The organism is Bradyrhizobium sp. I71 (assembly GCF_022354745.1).
GTDB classification, from domain to species: domain Bacteria; phylum Pseudomonadota; class Alphaproteobacteria; order Rhizobiales; family Xanthobacteraceae; genus Bradyrhizobium; species Bradyrhizobium liaoningense.
Genome location: NZ_CP059398.1, coordinates 5284061 through 5304132, shown reverse-complemented (window position 1 = coordinate 5304132; position 20072 = coordinate 5284061). Strand labels below are relative to the sequence as shown.

General features: G+C 65.3%; 21 protein-coding genes and 1 pseudogene. 11 read left to right on the top strand and 11 right to left on the bottom strand.

Features of this window, described 5'->3' with window-relative positions; translation table 11 throughout:
• The first annotated feature begins 61 nt into the window (after positions 1 to 61).
• Positions 62 to 466 carry a DUF2946 family protein gene (locus tag FJV43_RS25560; protein WP_239621830.1) on the top strand — a complete coding sequence of 135 codons (405 nt, stop codon included), beginning with the start codon at positions 62 to 64 and terminating at the stop codon, positions 464 to 466.
• A 145-nt stretch (positions 467 to 611) separates the two neighbouring features.
• Positions 612 to 2981, top strand: coding sequence for a TonB-dependent receptor (locus FJV43_RS25555; RefSeq protein WP_239621829.1), 2370 nt, complete (start codon positions 612 to 614; stop codon positions 2979 to 2981).
• Between the two features lie 75 nt (positions 2982 to 3056).
• On the opposite strand, the gene FJV43_RS25550 is transcribed toward FJV43_RS25555, so the two are convergent.
• Positions 3057 to 3245 (bottom strand): hypothetical protein, encoded by a 189-nt coding sequence (locus tag FJV43_RS25550; protein WP_239621828.1) that lies wholly within the window; start codon positions 3243 to 3245, stop codon positions 3057 to 3059.
• A gap of 302 nt (positions 3246 to 3547) precedes the next feature.
• A complete protein-coding gene (locus FJV43_RS25545; protein WP_239629841.1) occupies positions 3548 to 3835 on the bottom strand; it encodes a hypothetical protein in 288 nt (95 codons plus the stop codon).
• Between FJV43_RS25545 and FJV43_RS25540 the strand changes: the two genes are divergently transcribed.
• The 3 genes from FJV43_RS25540 to FJV43_RS25530 are packed head-to-tail and all read left to right on the top strand — an operon-like array spanning position 3741 to position 5775.
• Entirely contained in the window at positions 3741 to 4433 is a 693-nt protein-coding gene (locus tag FJV43_RS25540; RefSeq protein ID WP_239621827.1) for a sulfite exporter TauE/SafE family protein, read from the top strand. The genes FJV43_RS25545 and FJV43_RS25540 overlap by 95 nt on opposite strands.
• Positions 4434 to 4449: 16 nt before the next feature.
• Complete coding sequence (locus tag FJV43_RS25535; protein WP_239621826.1) at positions 4450 to 4629, top strand: hypothetical protein; 180 nt, start codon at positions 4450 to 4452, stop codon at positions 4627 to 4629.
• 33 nt (positions 4630 to 4662) lie between these two features.
• Entirely contained in the window at positions 4663 to 5775 is a 1113-nt protein-coding gene (locus FJV43_RS25530) for a LuxR C-terminal-related transcriptional regulator (protein ID WP_239621825.1), read from the top strand.
• Between the two features lie 117 nt (positions 5776 to 5892).
• Here the strand turns inward: FJV43_RS25530 and FJV43_RS25525 are convergent, their stop codons facing one another.
• From FJV43_RS25525 to FJV43_RS25515, 3 genes and pseudogenes are all read right to left on the bottom strand, one after another.
• The gene (locus tag FJV43_RS25525) at positions 5893 to 6408 is read right to left on the bottom strand and encodes an N-acetyltransferase (RefSeq protein WP_028180219.1); all 516 of its coding nucleotides are present in this window, start codon (positions 6406 to 6408) and stop codon (positions 5893 to 5895) included.
• Positions 6409 to 6464: 56 nt separating this feature from the next.
• A pseudogene (locus FJV43_RS25520) lies at positions 6465 to 6695 on the bottom strand (glycosyl transferase); the annotation flags it as partial.
• A gap of 105 nt (positions 6696 to 6800) precedes the next feature.
• Complete coding sequence (locus FJV43_RS25515; RefSeq protein WP_239621824.1) at positions 6801 to 7292, bottom strand: NUDIX domain-containing protein; 492 nt, start codon at positions 7290 to 7292, stop codon at positions 6801 to 6803.
• Between the two features lie 107 nt (positions 7293 to 7399).
• On the opposite strand from FJV43_RS25515, the gene FJV43_RS25510 reads away from it, so the two are divergent.
• Positions 7400 to 8281, top strand: a complete 882-nt coding sequence (locus FJV43_RS25510; protein WP_239629600.1) for a metallophosphoesterase — start codon at positions 7400 to 7402, stop codon at positions 8279 to 8281.
• 118 nt (positions 8282 to 8399) lie between these two features.
• Here FJV43_RS25510 and FJV43_RS25505 read toward each other — a convergent pair whose 3' ends face one another.
• The 3 genes from FJV43_RS25505 to FJV43_RS25495 all read right to left on the bottom strand — a co-directional run bounded on the left by FJV43_RS25505 (position 8400) and on the right by FJV43_RS25495 (position 11022).
• On the bottom strand, positions 8400 to 8954 hold the full coding sequence (locus FJV43_RS25505) for a hypothetical protein (protein ID WP_239621823.1): 555 nt from the start codon (positions 8952 to 8954) through the stop codon (positions 8400 to 8402).
• A gap of 191 nt (positions 8955 to 9145) precedes the next feature.
• Positions 9146 to 9358 carry a hypothetical protein gene (locus tag FJV43_RS25500; RefSeq protein WP_027575539.1) on the bottom strand — a complete coding sequence of 71 codons (213 nt, stop codon included), beginning with the start codon at positions 9356 to 9358 and terminating at the stop codon, positions 9146 to 9148.
• 32 nt (positions 9359 to 9390) lie between these two features.
• Complete coding sequence (locus FJV43_RS25495) at positions 9391 to 11022, bottom strand: isocitrate lyase (protein ID WP_239621822.1); 1632 nt, start codon at positions 11020 to 11022, stop codon at positions 9391 to 9393.
• A gap of 230 nt (positions 11023 to 11252) precedes the next feature.
• Here FJV43_RS25495 and FJV43_RS25490 point away from each other — a divergent pair, with 230 nt between their 5' ends.
• Positions 11253 to 12698 carry an XRE family transcriptional regulator gene (locus FJV43_RS25490; protein ID WP_239621821.1) on the top strand — a complete coding sequence of 482 codons (1446 nt, stop codon included), beginning with the start codon at positions 11253 to 11255 and terminating at the stop codon, positions 12696 to 12698.
• A gap of 160 nt (positions 12699 to 12858) precedes the next feature.
• On the opposite strand, the gene FJV43_RS25485 is transcribed toward FJV43_RS25490, so the two are convergent.
• The gene (locus tag FJV43_RS25485; protein ID WP_035676462.1) at positions 12859 to 13152 is read right to left on the bottom strand and encodes an antibiotic biosynthesis monooxygenase; all 294 of its coding nucleotides are present in this window, start codon (positions 13150 to 13152) and stop codon (positions 12859 to 12861) included.
• Between the two features lie 228 nt (positions 13153 to 13380).
• Between FJV43_RS25485 and FJV43_RS25480 the strand changes: the two genes are divergently transcribed.
• Both FJV43_RS25480 and FJV43_RS25475 read left to right on the top strand, forming a co-directional pair.
• Positions 13381 to 14181: a hypothetical protein gene (locus tag FJV43_RS25480; protein ID WP_239621820.1), complete on the top strand. Its 801-nt coding sequence runs from the start codon at positions 13381 to 13383 to the stop codon at positions 14179 to 14181.
• 173 nt (positions 14182 to 14354) lie between these two features.
• Complete coding sequence (locus FJV43_RS25475; RefSeq protein WP_239621819.1) at positions 14355 to 14705, top strand: hypothetical protein; 351 nt, start codon at positions 14355 to 14357, stop codon at positions 14703 to 14705.
• A 5-nt stretch (positions 14706 to 14710) separates the two neighbouring features.
• Here the strand turns inward: FJV43_RS25475 and FJV43_RS25470 are convergent, their stop codons facing one another.
• Positions 14711 to 15352, bottom strand: a complete 642-nt coding sequence (locus FJV43_RS25470; protein ID WP_239621818.1) for a tetratricopeptide repeat protein — start codon at positions 15350 to 15352, stop codon at positions 14711 to 14713.
• A gap of 135 nt (positions 15353 to 15487) precedes the next feature.
• Positions 15488 to 16447 carry a zinc metalloprotease HtpX gene (gene htpX, locus FJV43_RS25465; RefSeq protein WP_239621817.1) on the bottom strand — a complete coding sequence of 320 codons (960 nt, stop codon included), beginning with the start codon at positions 16445 to 16447 and terminating at the stop codon, positions 15488 to 15490.
• A 286-nt stretch (positions 16448 to 16733) separates the two neighbouring features.
• Between htpX and FJV43_RS25460 the strand changes: the two genes are divergently transcribed.
• Together FJV43_RS25460 and FJV43_RS25455 are read left to right on the top strand one after the other, a co-directional pair.
• The gene (locus FJV43_RS25460) at positions 16734 to 18101 is read left to right on the top strand and encodes an HlyD family secretion protein (protein WP_239621816.1); all 1368 of its coding nucleotides are present in this window, start codon (positions 16734 to 16736) and stop codon (positions 18099 to 18101) included.
• Entirely contained in the window at positions 18101 to 20038 is a 1938-nt protein-coding gene (locus FJV43_RS25455; protein ID WP_239629598.1) for a glycosyltransferase, read from the top strand. Before FJV43_RS25460 ends, FJV43_RS25455 begins: the two co-directional genes overlap by 1 nt.
• Positions 20039 to 20072 lie beyond the last annotated feature (34 nt).

Here is a 20072-nt window from a genome sequence, read left to right as displayed (position 1 = left end):
ACATTATAACGTCGCGACATCAGGGAATTGATGCCCCGCGACGTGGGGGTGGCGTTTCCAGATGAAGTGGTTCCGGTCGAATATCAGGCACGGCGCCCGGCTCGCGTTGTTCGCGATGCTGGTGCAGTTCGCGCTGACATTCGGCCACAGCCACTGGTTCGCACAGGCCGCGCCCCTCGCCCAATCCTCGCTGCAGCAGACCGACGGCTTCAAGGGCGTTGCCGCGATCGACCGCGCCGCGGTCCAGAAGCAATCGCCGGCCAGCCCCGACCGCGAGCATCAGGGCGAAGACAATTGTGCGATCTGCGCCATCATTGCGATGGCAGGCACCGTCGTCTCGGCCACGCCGCCCGTGCTGCTGCTGCCGCAGGCGATCGAGCTGCTCCACCGCACCCTCGATGCCGAATTCGTTCATCTGAAATCGGCCGGCACGGCATTCCAGCCCCGCGCCCCTCCCGCGTCCTGACTTCCAACGCTTGATCACGCCCAGCCTCGCCGCTTTCAGGCGAATGCCTGGGAGAAGTTGAAGTCGAATTCCGTCGCGCCGCGACGGCAGGCCGCCTCCGATCAGCAAACCATCATCCGGACGGCGCCTGACTGGAATCAGGACCATGTCATTCAAATCGCGACGCGCGCAACGTCTTGGCGGAGCAAGCCTGCTCCTGCTCGGCGCTGCCGCCACGCCCGCCTTCGCTCAAGAGCCGGCCCAAGACAGATCATCGACGGAAATCCCCGCCGTCACCGTGACGGCGCCGAGCCCGATCGTGCGCAGAGCGGTGGTGCCGTCCCGCAACGCAGGCCGCGGCACGCGGACCGCGCGGGTGCGCAGCCGCGAGCAAACGGCTGAAGCAACGCCTGCGGCTCCCGCGCCCGCCGCGCCTCAGCCGGGCGTGCTGCCAATCGTGACCAACCAGTTTGCCACCGTCACCGTGGTGCCGAACGAGGAGATCCGCCGCGAGGGCGGCGGCCAGCTCGGCGATCTCCTGTTCTCCAAGCCCGGCATCACCGGATCGAGCTTCGCGCCCGGCGCATCCAGCCGGCCCATCATCAGGGGTCTCGACGTCAACCGCGTCGGCATCGTCGAGAACGGCACCAATGCCGGCGGCGCCTCCGACCTCGGCGAGGATCATTTCGTCCCGATCGATCCGCTCGCGACCAACCAGGTCGAAGTGGTGCGCGGGCCGGCGGCACTGCGTTACGGCTCGACCTCGATCGGCGGCGTGGTCAGCGCCACCAACAACCGGATTCCGGATGCGCTGCCCTCCTGCGCGCCATCGTTCCAGAGCTACGGCCTGCCGACCAAGGCCCCGCTCGCGAGCGCCGCGACCGCGCCTTGCGTCACCGCCGAGACGCGCACCGCGTTCAGCTCGGTCGATCGCGGCGTCGAGAGCGGCGTGCTGCTCGATACCGGCGGAGGCAATTTTGCGTTCCATGCCGACGCCTATGGCCGCACCACCTCGGACTATTACATCCCGAGCTATCCCTATCTGACCGACCAGTCGCGTCCCGTGAACGGCCGCCAGCCCAACTCGGCGACGCGCTCGGACGGCGCCTCGATCGGCGGCTCCTACTTCTTCCAGGGCGGCTATATCGGCGCGTCGATCACGCAGAACGACTCGCTCTACCATATCCCCGGCATCGACGGCGCCGACCACAACACTCGGATCGACGCGCACCAGACCAAGATCAACGTCAAGGGCGAGTACCACCCCGACGCGGCCGCGATCGACGCGATCCGCTTCTGGGCCGGCGCGACCGACTACCGGCACAACGAGATCGGTCTTGCCGATCCCGCCGACCTCAACACCGACGGCATCAGGCAGACCTTCACCAACAAGGAGCAGGAGATCCGCACCGAGGTGCAGCTGATGCCGTTCAACGCGCGCTTCGCCGAGGTAACGACGGCGCTGGGCTTCCAGGTCGGCCATCAGGAACTGAGCGCGCCGAGCCCGGACAATCCCGGCACGCTGTTCAACGGCCTGTGGGACCCGAACAACAGCACGCGCGTTGCCGGCTACGCCTTCAACGAGTTCAAGTTCACGGAGGCCACGCGAGCGCAGATCGCCGGGCGCATCGAGCACGTCGAGCTGCACGGCACGACGCCGAACTTCCCGGCGGACTACCTGCCCGACGGCACGCCGCAGGCGCCGATCGCGCGCAATCCGTCCTTCACGCCGAAGAGCGGCAGCATCGGCCTGTTGCAGGACCTGCCGGGCGACATGGTCGGCAGCATCACCGCGCAATATGTCGAGCGCGCGCCGAAGGCGGCCGAGCTGTTTTCCCGCGGCGGTCATGACGCGACGGCGACGTTCGACATCGGCAACCCGAACCTCACCATCGAGACCGCGAAATCGGTCGAGCTCGGGGTGCGCAGGGCGACGGGGCCGTTCCGCTTCGAGGCGACCGTCTACTACACGCATTTCGATAATTTCATCTATCGCCGCCTCACCGGGGTCATGTGCGACGACGACTTCGCCTCCTGCGGTGCGCCCGACGGCGAACTGAACCAGGCGGTCTACTCGCAGCGGAACGCGAACTTCCGCGGCGGCGAATTCCAGTCGCAGCTCGACGTCGGCGCCTTCCAGGGCGGCATCTGGGGCATCGAGAACCAGTTCGACTTCGTCCGCGCCACCTTCAGCGACGGCACCAACGTGCCGCGGATTCCGCCCATGCGCATGGGCGGCGGTGTGTTCTGGCGCGACGACAACTGGCTGATGCGGATCAACCTGTTGCATGCCTTCGCGCAGAACAACGTGGCCGAGATCGCGGAAACGCCGACGGCGGGCTACAATCTGTTGAAGGCCGAGGTCAGCTACAAGACCAAGCTCAAGCCGAATCCGTTCGGCGCGCGCGAGATGCTGGTCGGCCTCCTCGGCAACAACCTGCTCAACGAGAACATCCGCAACTCGGTGTCCTACACCAAGGACGAGGTGCTGCTGCCGGGCATCGGCGTGCGGGCGTTCGCGAACTTCAAGTTCTAGCGCTGATCAGGCCATGAATTGTGCGGGAGGGGCTATCCCTCCCGCGTGAGCGGAATACAGAACCTCGATCATGCTCTAGTTGGCAACGAAGTGCGCGTGGCGAAGGCCCTTGTGATGGCCGTCGGCCGGCGGCTTTCCTGCAATCAACGCAATGCCAACGGCCAAGCCGATCGTTGCCGCCAGCAGTCTGACCAGAGAAGGACGCATTCCATCCTCGACATTGCGGCGCCAACAACGTGGCGCAGACATCGTCGGCGCGAACATGGGTTCTGCTTTGCCAAACTAAGCAGCGAAACTATGACGGAAAGGGAGACTATCGTTCTGGTTGCATATCGATGAAACACAATTCTATTAAACGTTTCAGATTTGCGACCGAAGCGCACAATTTTCGAGCAACGTGACGCGACATTCACCGCGCGTGTTTGATTGCCGGTGTTCCACCATTTGTCACCCGGTCGGGTGACGCTGCGTTGCTTCGCAGTCGTTAGCATCACAAGCACCGAGCCCGATATTCGGCTCGACCTCGTGAATTGGTTCACACGCATTGTTCTGCCGCGCGGGTAGGGTCATCGGAGATCGATACCCGCGATTGCCACCAAAGTCTTGCTGTCGGAGGTTTTCATGCCGCCTGTCGATCCAAAGGCAGCTTCCGCTTTCTCCGTCGTCAGATCATTTCCAGCAATTCCCACGGCCTGTCTGGGAATCTTCGCCGTCGCGCTTGCCATCTCGTCGAGTGCGACGAAAGCAGCTTGCTGGGTCGTGCTGCTGTCCGCGCTGGTTTCGAGTATCGCAGGCTTCGCATTCTCGCCGATCGCCGGCGCCTTCCTCTTCCATAGCTTGAGCGAGCCGATCACGATCGTCCGGATTCTCCTGGTGGCTTCGATCGCCCAACAAGTCTACTGCGTCTGGCGCCTTCGTGAATCGATCGAGATGCGCCGGTGCGCTCCCTACCTCTTCGGCAGCATCTTGACGTTGCCCATCGGCCTTCATCTCCTCTGCAACACTTCGGCGTCCACCTTGCTGCCGATGTTGGGAGCTTTGTTGATCACCTATGGCGCCTTCACGGCACTGAAGCCGACTCTGCGGTCCGGGAAAAATCCCTTGTGGGGACGCATCACGGTTGGCGCGCTGGGCGGCATTACCGGAGGCCTTGCAGCATTTCCTGCCGCTTTCGTTTCGATGTGGTGCCATGTCCAAGGTTTCGACAAGCACCGCGCCCGCGCAATCATCCAGCCCTTCATCCTGGTCAACCAGCTGCTGTCGCTGTCCTTGCTGATGGTCTTGCGGCCGTCAGAGGTGATGCCGCTCGGCCTCCTCTTCTATGCAGCCCCCGCCGTGCTCGGCGCCTATGTCGGGCTGATGATCTTCAACCGCGTCGATACCGCCACGTTCAACCGCATCGTGGGCCTGCTGCTGATGGCTGCCGGGATCGGTTTTGTCAGGCCCCTCTGAAGGTTCGGAGCATCCCATGCAGAAATCCCCGCAGGATCTCCCCCAGTCAGACCGCCCCGTGGTGCGCAAATGGCGGCTTGCGGTCGTCAGCTTCTATGGATCGCTGCTGGTCGTCATGCTGATGCTGGCGCTGACGAGCAGTCATGATGTTCAAATTGCAGGCACGAGCGAGCCTCTCCCGTCTCTGAAGAAGTAGAAGGGCTCGTCTGGCGCATCCCGGATCGCAATAATGGAACGCATCCTCGATTTGATATACGAGGCCGCCGGCCAACAAGACCTCTGGCCTGCCGTTCTCACCGCTATCGCCGACCTCACAGGAAGCGAAGGCGGGGTATTGTTCGGACAATCGGTCACGGCCGAGCAGGTCTACTTCGATTTCAACGGCCGCTTGAACCAGCAATGCAGTCAAGTCTACCAGGAACGCCATATGCAGAATGCCTGGTCTGAGGCTATGGAGGACAAGCCGATCGGGCAAGTGGTCCTGTCGGACGAAGTGGTGCCGCTGCGCGAGCTCGAGAAATCGGTCTTCTACGACGAGGTCCTCAGGCCGCAAGGCATCGGACACAACGCGATGATTGCGCTGGCAGCGAAGGACGACTTCCGTGTGGCCTTCAACATCTGCCGCAGCAGGCGCCGCGGCGAATTCGACGCAGCCGGCCGTAAGCACATCGAAATGCTGGCTCCCCATCTGCGGAGATCCGTCACATTGGGATTTCGTCTGACCGGGTATCACGCATTGAGGAGAGCCGCGTTCGACGTGATCGATCAACTGGCGGACGGCGTCGTCGTCATGGGTCCCAGGGCACATGTCGTCTTTGCGAACCAGACGTCCTGTTCGCTGGAAGCGGAAGGGACGCTCAAGCTCAGGCCTTCGATGGCAACCTGGTCAGCCCCGCATTCGAGACGCCTCGCAAACCTTGTCCGGTCGACATTGGCCGGCGGAGCCGGCGGAACGATGAGTGTTCCCGCGGTGGAGGGGACGCGGCTTCTGACTATTGTCGTCGTGGGACTGCGCAGCGAAGAAGTCGGGATGCTCGGTGGGGCCTTCATCCGCAACGCGGCCTGCGCCGCCTTCGTGATCGATCCCTCTCGAAGAGGAACGGCGAGTTCGCAGCAATTGACCGACGCATATGGCTTGACCAGGGCGGAAGCGCGCGTGGCAGTTGCAGCGTCCTGCGGCGGGACGACATCCGAAGCAGCCGTCATGCTGGGACTGTCCGCCAATACGGTCAAAACGCATCTCAGGCGAGTCTTTGCCAAAACCGACACGAGAGGTCAGGCTGAGCTTGCCGCACTTCTCGCGACGATAGGTGTCGTCAGATCCCCTGGCGAAGCCTCGTAGCCAGGATCGAGCGGAGCGAGAGCCGGGACTTGTCCGCCTGGCCCTGGATTGCGCTTTCCGCCTTCGCCCTTCGAGCTACGGCGGACGCTCCATCCGGGCGTGGAGCTGCGGCTGCAGCTACCCCCGCGCCTTGCTCCAGTCGGGGCCGACCGGGCCCGACACGCCCTCGAAGGCGCCGTCGACGAGCTCGAACACCAGGATGCGGGCGGCATCGACAGGGCCCGGCATGGTGACGCGGCCCTTGGGGACCGGCTTGAAACCGACGCGGCTGTAATAGGGTTCGTCGCCGACCAGCAGCACGAGCCGGTGGCCTTTCGCTTTCGCATCCTTCAGCGCGCGCTCCATCAACGCACGGCCGACGCCGCGGCCGCGGAACGGCGGCTCGACGGTGAGCGGACCGAGCAGCAGCGCGGGCGTGTCGCCGATCAGGATCGGCAACTGCCTGACCGAGCCGACCAGCAGCGTGCCGATGCGGGCGGTGAAGGACAGTTCGAGCAGATGGTCGACGTGCTCGCGAATCCGGTAGGCGCTCAGCACGAAGCGGCCGGGACCGAAGGTACGTTCGTGCAGCCGCTCGATCGCCTGAGCGTCGCCGGCGGCTTCGGGAAGGATGGTCAGTGAGAGGTCGGTCATGTCATCCGGCGGAGTAGCATCTGCGAATGCGGAGGTCTACGGGCGTGGCACCCACCTCAGTCCCGTTTCAACGCAGGCTGGGACAGGTAGGCCAGCATCTTCATCTCTCGCCGCCCTCGCGTGACCGTGTCGAGCACGAGCCCGGACGAGACCGACAGCAGGACCATGATCATCAGGCCCATCGACAGCACGGCGGTGGGCAGGCGCGGCACAAGGCCGGTTTCGATGAAGGTCATCACGATCGGGATCGCGAGGATGATCGAGACCAGCGCCAGCAGGATTCCGATGTTGCCCGCGAGGATCGCATGACAGATCAGACCGAAAGCGGGTTTGGCAATCTTCATCCGGTTTTCCGTGGCGGCGGTCGAGCCGGTTACTAGCACAGGCCGCCCTCAGCGCCACGTCGCAATCAAGGGCCGGTCGTCGAGCACTTCCGCGATCCGCAGCCGCGTGCCGGGCGTGGTGCCCTCGGGCAGCGCGGTGATCGCGAAGAACCCGCATTCGACGATCTCGCGGTTGGGCGCGGGCAGGCGGTCCTGCCTGAATTGCCTGACGACGTAGACAGCGACGTGGTCGCGGCGGGAGACGTGGCTGTTGAGGAAGACGCCGTGCAGCATGGCCTCTCCGGTGAGATCGATTTCGCCCTCCTCCTTGAGCTCGCGCCGCATCGCCTGCTCCATGGTCTCGCCGTGGTCGACGCCGCCGCCAGGCAGATACCAGCCGCTGACGTAGCTGTGCCTGACGAGGAAGACCCGATCCTCGGCATCCAGCACCACGGCGCGGACGCCGAGCGTCATGCCGCGGACGAGCAGGAAGTAGGCGTGGAAGAGCCGCCGCAGCAGCGGCTCGGCTTTCCGTCGGACGCGGTTCAGACTTTCTCCCATCAGACTTCCCTGCCGCCCCGTTTCAGGCCCTGCTTGCGCGCCGGGCGCGACCTTGCCATTACGGTAGAGCAATAGCGAGGCAATCGCGCGTCATGACTCCCAACACGCTGGCTCCCTTCACGCTCGCCCATCTGTCCGACCCGCATCTGCCGCCTTTGCCGAAGCCGCGGCTGATCGAGCTCGCGGGCAAGCGCGCGCTCGGCTATGTCAACTGGACGCGCAACCGCCACAAATACCAGCGCCGCGAGGTTCTCGACGCACTCGTCGCCGATATGAGGGCGCAGGCGCCCGACCACGTCGCGGTGACGGGCGATCTCGTCAACCTCGCGCTGGAGGCGGAATTCGCGCCGGCCCTCGCCTGGCTCGAGAGCGTCGGCCCGCCTGAGCGCGTGACCGCGATTCCCGGCAACCACGACGCCTATGTCCGTGCCACCTTTCATCGTTTCGGCGAGACGTTTGCGCCCTATCTTGCCGGCGACGACGGCCGCATCGGCTTTCCGTCCGTGCGCCGGCGCGGACCGCTTGCGCTGATCAGCCTGTCCACGGCGGTACCGACCCTGCCGCTGATGGCGACGGGCACGCTCGGGCCCGATCAGCTCGCCTCGCTCGAACAGGTGCTCGAACGGCTCGCGGCGGAGGACGTCTTCCGCGTGCTGCTGGTGCATCATCCGCTGAAATCCGATGCCCGCCAGAAGCGGATGACGGACGCGCCCGCCCTGCTGGCGCTGCTCAAGCGCCATGGCGTCGAGCTGATCCTGCACGGGCACGACCACGTTCATTCGACGATATGGGTCGAAGGTCCCAACGGAAACATTCCCGCGCTCGGCGTTCCCTCGGCCTCCGCACTCGCGCACGGACGCTACCCGGCGGCGGCGTATAATCTGCTGACGATCGAGAAGGACAATGCCGGCTGGCGCTGCGAGCAGACGGTGCGGAGCCTGGGGGCTGGATTTCAGATCGGGCAGATCAAGCATGCGAGGTTGATTTAGTTCACCGTCATTCCGGGGCGGCTCGAAGAGCCGAACTCCGGTGCGCCCTTGCGCACCTGAGAATCTCGAGATTCCGGGTTCATGCTTCGCATGCCCCGGAATGACGAAAGAGAAAAATTCACCAGCTCCGCAGGGCGGCCAGCACCGCGACCCCGAACAACGCCGCGGCGCCGAGCACGAACCCGAACACGAACGGCCAGAGCCGCGAGCGGCGTGGCGGCGCGGTGGCAGGTGCTTGCGGTTCGGGCGGGACCACCATCGCACGCTCGCGCTCGACCATGCGGCGCGCGACATAGTCGGTGACGGCCTCGACGATCACAGCGGTGTCGTGCGATTCGGCGAGGACGATGCGGCCGAAACGGGTGTCCTGGACGAAGCGGTACATCCGCTTGTCGCGCCCCATCACGATGTGGGCGACGACGTCGATCCAGAGTCTCGGCGTATCGCCCTGGCTGATGCCGCGGTCGAACAGGTCGATCTGATCAGGCACCTGCGCGAACAGGGGATCGAGCGCGTCATTGAGGATCTCGAGCCGCGCCACCTCGGCGTCCCTGAGATCGACGACGACGCCGGTCCGGTCGGCGGCCTCGATCCGTGCGCGCAGCAGTGCATCGCGCAGCCGCACCGGGCGCGGCTGGCCGGGATGGATCCCGCTGGTCTCGGGCTCTGACATGGTCGGCCTCGTCCTCGACTTTCCTGCATTAACCTATCAGCAACCATCCCCTCCGCAAAGGCCCACAATTCCAGATACTTACAGCGCCCACAGCCGTTTCACCTGTACCAAAAGCAGACGATCCCACCCAGGCAGAGCCTGGATGGGACCATCCGTCCTTGGACGTCTTCTTGGTTCAGGTCGGCAGCTGATCAGGCGGCCGGAGCGCGCTGCGGCTCTTCCACGATCGAGAAGCGGACGCCGGCCTTGTGGCGGCTCTCTTCCGACACCTCGCGCCAGCAGTCCTCAGCCTCCTTGCGGGACTTGAACGGACCTTTGACCTGGGCCGAGCCTTCCACGAGCTTGTGGAAGTTCATCGAACCGAACTCGCCGCCGATCACCCAGAAATTGCTGCCTTTGGTCATTGTCAGTCTCCTATCGAGAGTAGCGTGGTTCGTTAGCCGAACTGGTTCATCGTGTTGTGGGCGCCACCCGCCTTCAGGGCTGCCTCGCCGGCGAAGTACTCCTTGTGGTCGTCGCCGATGTCGGAGCCGGCCATGTTCTGATGCTTCACGCAGGCGATGCCCTGACGGATCTCGGCGCGCTGGACGTTCTTGACGTAGCCGAGCATGCCCTGCTCGCCGAAATACTCCCTGGCCAGATTGTCGGTCGAGAGCGCTGCCGTGTGATAGGTCGGCAACGTGATCAGGTGGTGGAAGATGCCGGCGCGCTTGGCCGAATCCGCCTGGAAGGTGCGGATGCGCTCGTCGGCTTCCTTGGCCAGCGGCGTGTCGTCGTACTCCGCCTTCATCAGCTCGGCACGGTTGTACTTGCTGACGTCCTTGCCGGCCTCCTTCCAGGCATCGAAGACCTGCCAACGGAAGTTGAGGGTCCAGTTGAACGAGGGCGAGTTGTTGTAGGCCAGCTTCGCGTTCGGAACCACCTTGCGGATGCGGTCGACCATCTTCGCGATCTGCTCGATATGCGGCTTCTCCGTCTCGATCCAGAGCAGGTCGGCGCCGTTCTGCAGCGAGGTGATGCAGTCCAGCACGCAGCGGTCTTCGCCGGTGCCCGGACGGAACTGGTAGAGGTTGGAGGGCAGCCGCTTCGGACGCATCATCTTGCCGTTGCGGTTGATGATGACGTCGCCGTTCCTGGCGTTCTCCGCCGTGACTTCCTCGCAATCCAGGAAGCTGTTGTACTGGTCGCCGATGTCGCCGGGCTTGTGGCTGACGGCGATCTGCTGCGTCAGGCCGGCACCGAGCGAGTCGGTGCGGGTCACGATGACGCCGTCTTCGACGCCGAGCTCGAGGAAGGCGTGGCGGCAGGCACGGATCTTCGCCAGGAAGACCTCATGCGGCACGGTGACCTTGCCGTCCTGGTGGCCGCACTGCTTCTCGTCCGAGACCTGGTTCTCGATCTGCAGCGCACAGGCGCCCGCCTCGATCATCTTCCTGGCGAGCAGATAGGTCGCCTCGGCATTGCCGAAGCCGGCGTCGATGTCTGCGATGACGGGCACGACATGAGTCTGGAAGTTGTCGATCTTCTCGATCAGCTCCTTCTCACGGGTCTTGTCGCCTTCCTTGCGCGCCTTGTCGAGGGCGCGGAAGATGTCGTTCAGCTCGCGCGAATCCGCCTGGCGCAGGAAGGTGTAGAGCTCTTCGATCAGCGCCGGCACCGAGGTCTTCTCGTGCATCGACTGGTCGGGCAGCGGACCGAACTCGGAGCGCAGCGCGGCGATCATCCAGCCCGAGAGATAGAGGTAGGTGCGATCGGTCTTGCCGAAGTGCTTCTTGACCGAGATCAGCTTCTGCTGGGCGATGAAGCCGTGCCAGCAGCCGAGCGACTGGGTGTACTTGGTGGGGTCGCCGTCATAGGCGGCCATGTCCGCGCGCATCAAGGCCGCGGTGTAGCGGGCGACGTCGAGACCGGTCTTGAAACGGTTCTGCAGGCGCATGCGCGCGACGGCCTCGGCCGTCACCCCGTTCCATGTCGGCTGGGTCTCAAGGAGCGCCTGGGCTGCCTCGACCTCGCTCTGATAGGAGGCCGGACGCAGGAGGGGGCTGATGCCGCGGGGCTGGTAGTTCATGGACCTGATCCTTTCGCTGACGATGGCGATGGCTGGCCATCGACATTCTTGACAGTGCATTGCGAGATGCGTGTCAGGAGCTAAACGCGAAAACGGAAAATTCGGATAGAGGGCTTGTTTCCGATTGGTGATGTCATGTAACATCAGAACATGTAATAGATGTTATTTTGTAAATTTTGTAAATCAATAGGTCAGAAGACCTGACCTTGATGAGTCCGGAGATCTGAGACATGCCCGCCGTTTCCGGCAAGAAACTCTTCGTCGGCCCGCGTTTCCGGAGGATCCGGCAGCAATTGGGGCTGTCGCAGACCCAGATCGCCGAGGGCCTCGGGATCTCGCCGAGCTATGTCAACCTGATCGAGCGCAACCAGCGCCCGGTGACCGCGCAAATCCTGCTGCGCCTTGCCGAGACCTATGACCTCGACCTGCGCGACCTCGCCACCGCCGACGAGGACCGCTTCTTCGCCGAGCTCAACGAGATCTTCTCCGATCCCTTGTTCCGCCAGATCGACCTGCCCAAGCAGGAGCTACGCGACCTCGCCGAGCTCTGTCCCGGCGTCACCCACGCGCTGCAGCGGCTCTACGCCGCCTATACCGAGGCGCGCCAAGGCGAGACGCTGGCCGCCGCGCAAATGGCCGACCGCGACGTCGGCACGCGCTATGAGGCCAATCCGGTCGAGCGCGTGCGCGAGCTGATCGAGGCCAACCGCAACTATTTCCCGGAGCTCGAGCAGGCCGCAGAGACTCTGCGCGATGAGCTGAACGTGCCGGCCGAAGGGCTGTATGCGGCGCTCGCCGCGCGCCTGCGTGAAAAGCATTCGATCCAGACCCGCATCATGCCGGTCGACGTCATGCGCGAGACGCTGCGGCGCTTCGACCGGCATCGCCGCCAGCTCCTGATCTCGGAGCTGGTCGACCCGCCCGGCCGCGCGTTCCAGCTCGCCTTTCAGCTCGGCCTCGGCGAATGCGCGCAAGCCCTGGAGACCATCGTCGGCCGCGCCGGCCCGCTGGACGACGCGCCGCGCCGCCTGTTCCGCATCACCCTCGCCAATTACTTCGCAGCGGCGGTGATGATGCCGTACCCGGCCTTCCTTGCCGCAGCCGAAGCGCTCAACTACGATATCCACGTGCTGGCGCAGCGCTTCAATTCCGGCTTCGAGCAGGTCTGCCACCGCCTCACCACCCTGCAGAGGCCGAACGCGCGCGGCATTCCGTTCTTCCTGCTCCGCGTCGACAATGCCGGCAACGTCTCGAAGCGCTTCTCCTCCGGCACCTTCCCGTTCTCGAAATTCGGCGGTACCTGCCCGCTGTGGAACGTGCACTCGACCTTCGACACGCCGGACCGCCTGCTCAAGCAGGTGATCGAGCTGCCCGACGGCACGCGCTATTTCTCGATCGCGCAGATGGTGCGCCGCCCCGTCGCGCCGCACCCGCTGCCGCAGCCGCGCTTCGCCATCGGCCTCGGCTGCGAGATCCGTCACGCCGCACGCCTGACCTATGCCGCCGGCATCGACCTGGAGAAAACCGAAGGCACGCCGATCGGCGTCAACTGCCGCCTCTGCGAGCGCGAAAACTGCGCCCAGCGCGCCGAGCCCCCGATCACGCGCACGCTGATCCTGGACGAGACGACGAGAAGGGTGTCGAGCTTTGCGTTCTCGAATGCGCGGGAGCTGTGAGGGCATTTAGCTCTCGTGTCCCGGACGCGCTGCAGCGCTCTTGCGCTGCTGCGCAGAGCCGGGACCCAGCGAGCCACGCACGCCGCACCATGGGCCCCGGCTCTGCAGCGCACCGCCGAAGAGGCGCTGCGCTGCGTCCGGGGCACGAGACTGCCGCACTTCACGCCAGCGTATGCACGATCACCGGCCCCGCCACGGCGCGCGCGTCGCCGGCCAGCAGCGGGCCCAGATTCTTCTCGATCCAGGCGATCGCGCGCCGGTTCGCCTCCTCGGCCTGCTCGAACTTGTCGAAGATCGAGATCGCGGTGACCGTGTCGTCGCCGGCATAGACGACGTAGTAGGCGCGGAAACCATCGACGTCGCTGATGATCGGAACGGCGCCGTCCTTGATGCGGCGCGCCAGCTCTTCCGCGCTTCCGCTCTTCGCCTTGGCCTGACGGATGGCGGCATACATGGCATCCTCCTCCGGCTATCTGGACTTTGGGCCCGTGACCCGGAGCCGATGATACGCCGATGCAGGCCGCCGATCCACGCTTGGTTAACTCCGCGCTAATCCGCCTGCGCGATCTGCAACGAGGGATTAAGCACGCCTCAACATCGGCGCCTTAGTCTCGCCCCACTCACGTTTCGCAGACAACGGCGGCCCATTCTGCCGGGCGAAACGACATCAGGGGGCTTCATCATGCGCATTGCGTTGCTGCTGACCGTAACCATCGTCGGCGCGCTCTTCGCCAATCCATCTCATGCGGGGTCGCTCGATGCCGACGCAGCGCCGTCGTTGCCGCCGGGCTTCCAGGGCTACCGCGGCTACATGTTCGACCTGTCGGAGAACTCCGACCGCAAGGACGTCGACAAGCTCACCGACAATCTGAAGCAGCAGATCGACGCCGTCGAAGCGGCCGGCCTGTCGCCGCGCGTGCTGCGCTTCTTCCGCACCGTGCCGATCATCGCGAGCGAGCTCGCCTGCCTCGACGAGGGCGCCGCGACCGCCTGCTACGGCCGCGTCGCTCCCAATGTCGAGCGCCGCGTGCCGCGGACGCTGACGGTGTGGGACCACGACAAGCAGCGCTGGACCAATCCGAACGCCGTCGACCTCGCGGTCGACTCGGGGCTCGGCGTGATCATGCTGCGGCCGGACATGATGCGCTACGAAAAGGAGGCCGTGCTGCTGCACGAGCTTCTCCATGCCTATCACGCGCGGCTGCTGCCGGACGGCTACGCCAACAAGGGCGTGATCGCCTATTACGCGCTGGCCAAATCCAAGGACATGTTGCCCAAGGAAGCCTATGCGATGAAGAATCCCATGGAATTCTTTGCGGTGACCGCCAGCATCTTCCTGGCCGGAAAAAGCGAATTCCACGACCCGAAGTCGCGCGAGGCGCTCAAGGAGAAGATGCCGGACTATTACAAGTACCTGGTCGGCGTGTTCGGCTTCGACCCCGAGCCCGCGGCGTCGAACGGCCCGGTGGCCTCGCTGAAGTAAGGCAGACATCGCGTCTCCCCAAGCAAGCCAGCCAAAGAGCCGCGCAATTGCGCGGCTTTTTTGCTTCGCAAGCTGGAAGCTGCGGATGACGCGCCGGCGGGAATTGCCAAGGCGGGGCCCGATCTGCATAGTCCCGCCGCATCGATACCGTTTTTCGAAGAGGATGAGAGAACATGGCGGACGCAGACCTGGATGTCGTGATCCGGCAACTGGCCAGACAGCTGCATACGGGCCTGATGACCCGCGCCAAGGAGCGGCGGGATCGCTTCAACGGCCTTGCGGCCAAGGCCAAGGGCAAGGAGACCGGCGAGCGCTTCAAGATGATGGCCAAGGCCACCATGGAGCAGGCCACCGCCGCCGCCAAGCGCCTCCAGATGTCCGCCGACAACGTCGCCGACAGCTACGCGCGATCGATGCGCCTGGCCGCCAGCACGCCGATTGCGGTGAAGGTGGAAAAGAAGGCGAAGGACAAGCCCGAGAAGAAGGCCAAGACGAAGAAGGTGAAGGCCAAGAAGGCGAAATAACCCACTTACCGCTGCGGCGCGGAGACCTGGGTCGGCTCGGCGCTGGCGAGCTCGGCGAGCTTGGCGCGCGCTGCCTCTCGCGCGGCCCCGTTCTTGCCGGCGGGCAGCGCCAGCGCGGCCTCGAAATCGGCGCGGGCATCGTCGGCCTGACCGTGGGCGAGGAACGCGAGGCCGCGATCGAGACGGGCCTGCGCGTCGGAGGGGTCGAGGCGGACCGCCGTGTTGAAGCTCAGGATGGCCCGATCGAGATCGCCCATGGCGGCGAGCGCAAGACCGCGCTGGTGATAGGGTGCGGCGAGCTTGGGATCATGCGCGATCGCCTCGTCATAATCCGCAATGGCGCGCTCCAGATCGCCGTTCAGCCGACGGGCCGTCGCCCGGTCGCGATAGAGCGAGCCGCGGTTGGGATTGAGATGGATGGCCTCGTCGAAATCGGCGATCGCCCGCCTGAAGTCGCCGTGACGCAGCGCGATCCGCCCGCGCCCCGCATAGGCGAAAGCGATCAGCGAGCCGCGAAGCGGCGAGAAGCCGATCACGGCCGAGCAGATGTCGGGATCGTCCTCGTCGCCGCAATTGACGACCATGTGCGTGGACAGGCCGACGAGCACGCAAAGAACGATCAGCAAGAGTACGGCAGCTCTGGTCATCTTCGACGGTGGCCGGAAGCGGGCCGGCCACGCATCCCCTTTCGAAGGAATGGTCACGTCGAGGTGTTAACACCGGCCAGGATGACCCTATGTGCGCCAGATCACAAAGCCGCAAATCCTCACCGGTTCCGTTAGCTAGCCCCAGGGACCGCGAGAAGGACCGCGGGAAGAACCACGTGACGAGGAGCGGCCCCAGGGACCGCGCCGCGGGTAGTTCTCGTTGGCCCCGACCGACGGCGCCGCCTGCCCGCCGAGCTCGGAGGCGAGCTGTTGGAGGGCGGCGACACGGTTCTGGGTCGAGGGGTGGGTCGCGAACAGATTGTCCACGCCGTGGCCCGACAGCGGATTGATGATGAACATGTGCGCGGTCGCGGGATTCCGCTCGGCCTCGTAGTTCGGCACCTGATGCGCGGCGCCCTCGATCTTGACCAGCGCCGAGGCCAGCCACATCGGCTGTCCGACGATGCGCGCGCCGAGATTGTCGGCGGCGTATTCGCGTGTGCGGCTGATCGCCATCTGCACCAGCATGGCGCCGAGCGGAGCGAGGATCATCATCAGGATCGAGCCGACGATGCCCAGACCATTGTTGTTCTCGCGATTGCCGCCGAAGAACATGCCGAACTGGGCCAGCATGGAGATCGCGCCCGCGATGGTCGCCGTGATGGTCATCAGAAGTGTGTCATGGTGCTTGATGTGCGCGAGCTCGTGCGCGATCACGCCGGCGAGCTCCTCGCGGCTGAGCTGGTTCATCAGGCCGGTGGTGACGGCAACTGCGGCGTTCTCCGGGTTGCGGCCGGTCGCGAACGCGTTGGGCTGCACCTCGTCCATCACGAACACGCGCGGCATCGGCAGGCCGGCGCGCCCGGCAAGCTCGGCGACGAGGCCGACCAGCTCCGGCGCGGTCGAACGGTCGACCTCATGGGCGCCGTACATCGACAGCACCATGCGGTCGGAGTTCCAGTAGGTGAAGAGATTGGTCGCGGCGGCAATGACGAGCGCGATCATGGCGCCCGAGGCGCCGCCGATCAGATAGCCCACGCCCATGAACAGGGCGGTGAGACCTGCGAGCAGCATTGCGGTACGAAAATAGTTCATGGCCGTCTCCCGAGACCGGCCGCGGGCGAACCTCCGGCCGGCGTCCACGAGGTATGAATGCGGCGGGAGACCGCAAGGTTCGTGCGTCGCCCCGCCGCACACCTCTGGCGGAGGGCCAGTCTTTCGGCCCTCGTTAAAGCTTGACGGGGATTTGCGCGAAAACATGCGCGGACGCTTAGCAACCTGGAAAGCGCAATTTCGGATTGAGCCATAGCAACCCGGCACGCAGCACAGTTCCGGCGCATTGACCCCCTCTCGTCGGCATTCCGTCCGCAAGGTGACCATCATGATGGACCGCTCGCGCGCTGCCTCCGTCGATCCCGCACCTGCCCCAGTCCCTGCCCCTGTCCCTGCCCCCTCCCCTGACCAGAAGACTGATGCGAAAGGCTTGCAGGAGGCGCTGCACGAGCAGCTGTTCGCCAATGACGAGCCCAGCCACGCGCCGGACGGGCAGACGGCGCCGGAATCCGGACGTCGCTGGTCGTATCTGCGGCGCGGTGCCAAGATCGCCATCGGGCTCGCCATCGTCGCCGTGTTCGGCTGGCTGCCGCTGCGCGCGATCTGGGAGAATTCGAGCGTCGAGGCGGTGCTGAATTCCCGCCTCGTCACGTTGCGCACGCCCATCGGTGGGCGCGTCGCGGCCGCCCAGCGCGTCACCGACCAGACCGAGCTGGATGCCGGAACCGTCGTCCTGCGCGTCGTCAACTCGCGCGGCGATCGCACCCTGCTCGACGATCTCCGGCGGCAGAAATCGCGCCTGGAGAACGAGCGGCCGAGTCTTGCCGCCAAGCTTGCCTCGGCGCAGGCCGCGCAAAAGGACTTGGCGCGGCAGGCCGCGCAATTCCGTGACGGACGCGTGCTCCAGCTCGAAGCCCGCATCGCCGAGATCCAGACCTCGATCGAGGCGGCGGCGGCGCGGCGCGAGGAGGCCAGCGCCGCCGTCGAGCGCGCCTCGTCGCTGGCCAGATCCGGCAATATCTCGACCGTCGAGCTGTCGCGGCTGACGCGCGAGCTCTCCGTGTCACAGCAGACCGAGCTCGGCGCGCGCAAGCGGCTGGATGCCGCCAGGGTCGAGCTCGCCGCGGCGCAGAACGGCTCGTTCCTCGGCGACAGCTATAACGACCGGCCGAGCTCGGTGCAGCGCGAAGAGGAGATGCGTCAGCGCGCCGGCGACCTCGAAGCCGATCTCGCCCGCACCGACACCGACATCGCCTGGCTTGCCAACGAGATCATCGTCGAGGAGGTCCGCTTCGCCGATCTGTCCGAAGCCAACATCACGACACCCGTCGCGGGGCGCGTCTGGGAGATGATGACCTCGCCCGGCGAGGACGTACAGGCCGGCCAGCCCCTGCTCAAGGTGCTCGATTGCAGCGGAACCGTCATCACCGCCAACGTCACCGAGGCCGTCTACAACCGCCTGCAGCTCGGCGATCGCGCGACCTTCGAGCCGAATGACGGCGGCGAGCCGATCTTCGGCACCGTGGTCAATCTGACCGGCGCCGCCGGCGCACCCGCCAATCTCGCCATCAATCCGGATGCGCTGAGCAAGGAGCCCTATCGCGTGACCGTGGCATCGCGCGATGCCGCGGCCCGCGCCTGCACCGTCGGGCGCACCGGTCGCGTCGTGTTTGCACGGCGCGAGACCGCGCCGTGATGACAGCGCTGACGCCCGGCCTGATCGCGCTCGGCGCCTTCATGGCGATCGTGCCGCTGCTCAGGCGCGACAGCACGATGGCGCGCTCGTTCCTGACCATCGTGTCGGTGGCCCTACTGCTGCGTTATCTCTATTGGCGTGTCACGTCGACGCTGCCGCCGCCGCATCTGACCCTCGATGCCATGGTCGGCTACCCATTCCTGCTGCTGGAAGCGGCCTCGCTCGTCGCGGTCGCGTTATCGCTGCTGTTCCTGAGCCGGACGCTCGACCGCACCGGCGCAGCGAGGGTCGATGGCCGCGCCACCGATCCGAGCGCGCCATTGATCGACGTCTTCATCTGCACCTACAACGAGGAACGGTCGATCCTCGAACGCACCATCATCGGCGCGACCGGCATGGCCTACGGCCACTACCGCGTCTGGGTCCTGGACGACGGACGGCGGCCCTGGCTGCGGCGCCTTTCGGGCGAGCTCGGCTGCCACTATCTCACGCGGCACCACAACCTCCACGCCAAGGCCGGCAACATCAACCATGCACTCAGGCATGTCGGCACGCTGCCGGAGCGGCCGGAATTCGTCGCCATTCTCGATGCGGACTTCGTGCCGCGGCCCGATTTCCTTGCGCGTACCATCTCGCTCATGGACGATGAGTCGGTCGGCGTGGTGCAGACGCCGCAGCACTTCATCAATCCAGATCCGATCCAGACCAACCTTGCCGCGACCGATGTCTGGCCCGACGAGCAGCGCTTCTTCTTCGACATCCTGCTGCCGGCCAAGGACGCCTGGGGCGTCGCGTTTTGCTGCGGCACCTCGTCCCTCATTCGCTATGCCGGCCTGATGCAGATCGGCGGATTTCCGACCGATTCGGTGACCGAGGACTACCTGGTCACGCTGCGTCTCAAGGAATGCGGCCTCAACACGATCTATCTCAACGAGCGCCTGACCATCGGGCTCGCGCCGGAGGGGCTGAAGGAATACATCACCCAGCGTGCCCGCTGGTGCCTCGGCTTGATGCAGATCGTGCGCGGTCGCAGCGGACCGCTGTCGCGGGACTCGAAGCTGTCCTTCATCGACCGGCTCTCGCTGACCGACGCCTTCATGAGCTGGTCGGCGGTGTATGCGTCGAAGGTGGCTGGCCTCGTCGTGCCCTGGTTGTTCCTGCTGTTCGGCATCAAGGCGGTTCAGGCCGACCTCACCGAGCTGTTGCGCTTCTTTCTGCCTTTCTATGTCTGGCATAGTCTCAGCATGGCCTGGCTGTCGCGCGGCCGCTCGCTCGCGATGATGACGGACGTCTCGCAGCTCATCGCGGCGCCTGCGGTGCTCCAGGCGGTGGCGGCCGGCCTGCTGAAGCCGACAGGACACAAGTTCAAGGTCACCGCGAAAGGCGGCGACCGCAACAGCCGATTCGTCGAATGGCCGCTGCTGCGGCTCTATGGCGGCGCGCTCGTCATCACGCTCGCAGCCATCGCCTATGCCTTCATCCTGCACCTGCGCGGCGAGAACATCGCCTATGGCGGACTGGCGCTGGCCTGGAGCCTCTACAACGCGGTCATCCTCACCGTGGTCTGCTTCGTCTGCATCGAGCAGCCGCGCAAGCGAAAGGCGGAGCGGTTCAGCCGCAATGAGACCGTTCTGCTGCGCCACGATGGCAGGTCGCATCTCGCGCGGCTCGCCGACATCTCCATCACGGGCGCGCGCCTGATCGATCCCGATCCGCCGGCGCCGGGCAGCACGATCGAATGCCGCATCTACGGCCGCCCGATCGCGGCCATCGTGGTGCGGCGGACCGCGGACGGATTCGCCGTGCGGTTCGAGGAAGGCATGGACACGCGCGTGCACGCGATCAGGGCATTCTATGCCGGCGAGTATGTTCGCGCCTTTCAGGGAGTGAGGGCGCTCCCGGTCGGGAAAGCGCTGCTGATGCGGCTGTTCGGCTAGGCCGACGCAGTATCACCCGCATTCCCTCTGCTGG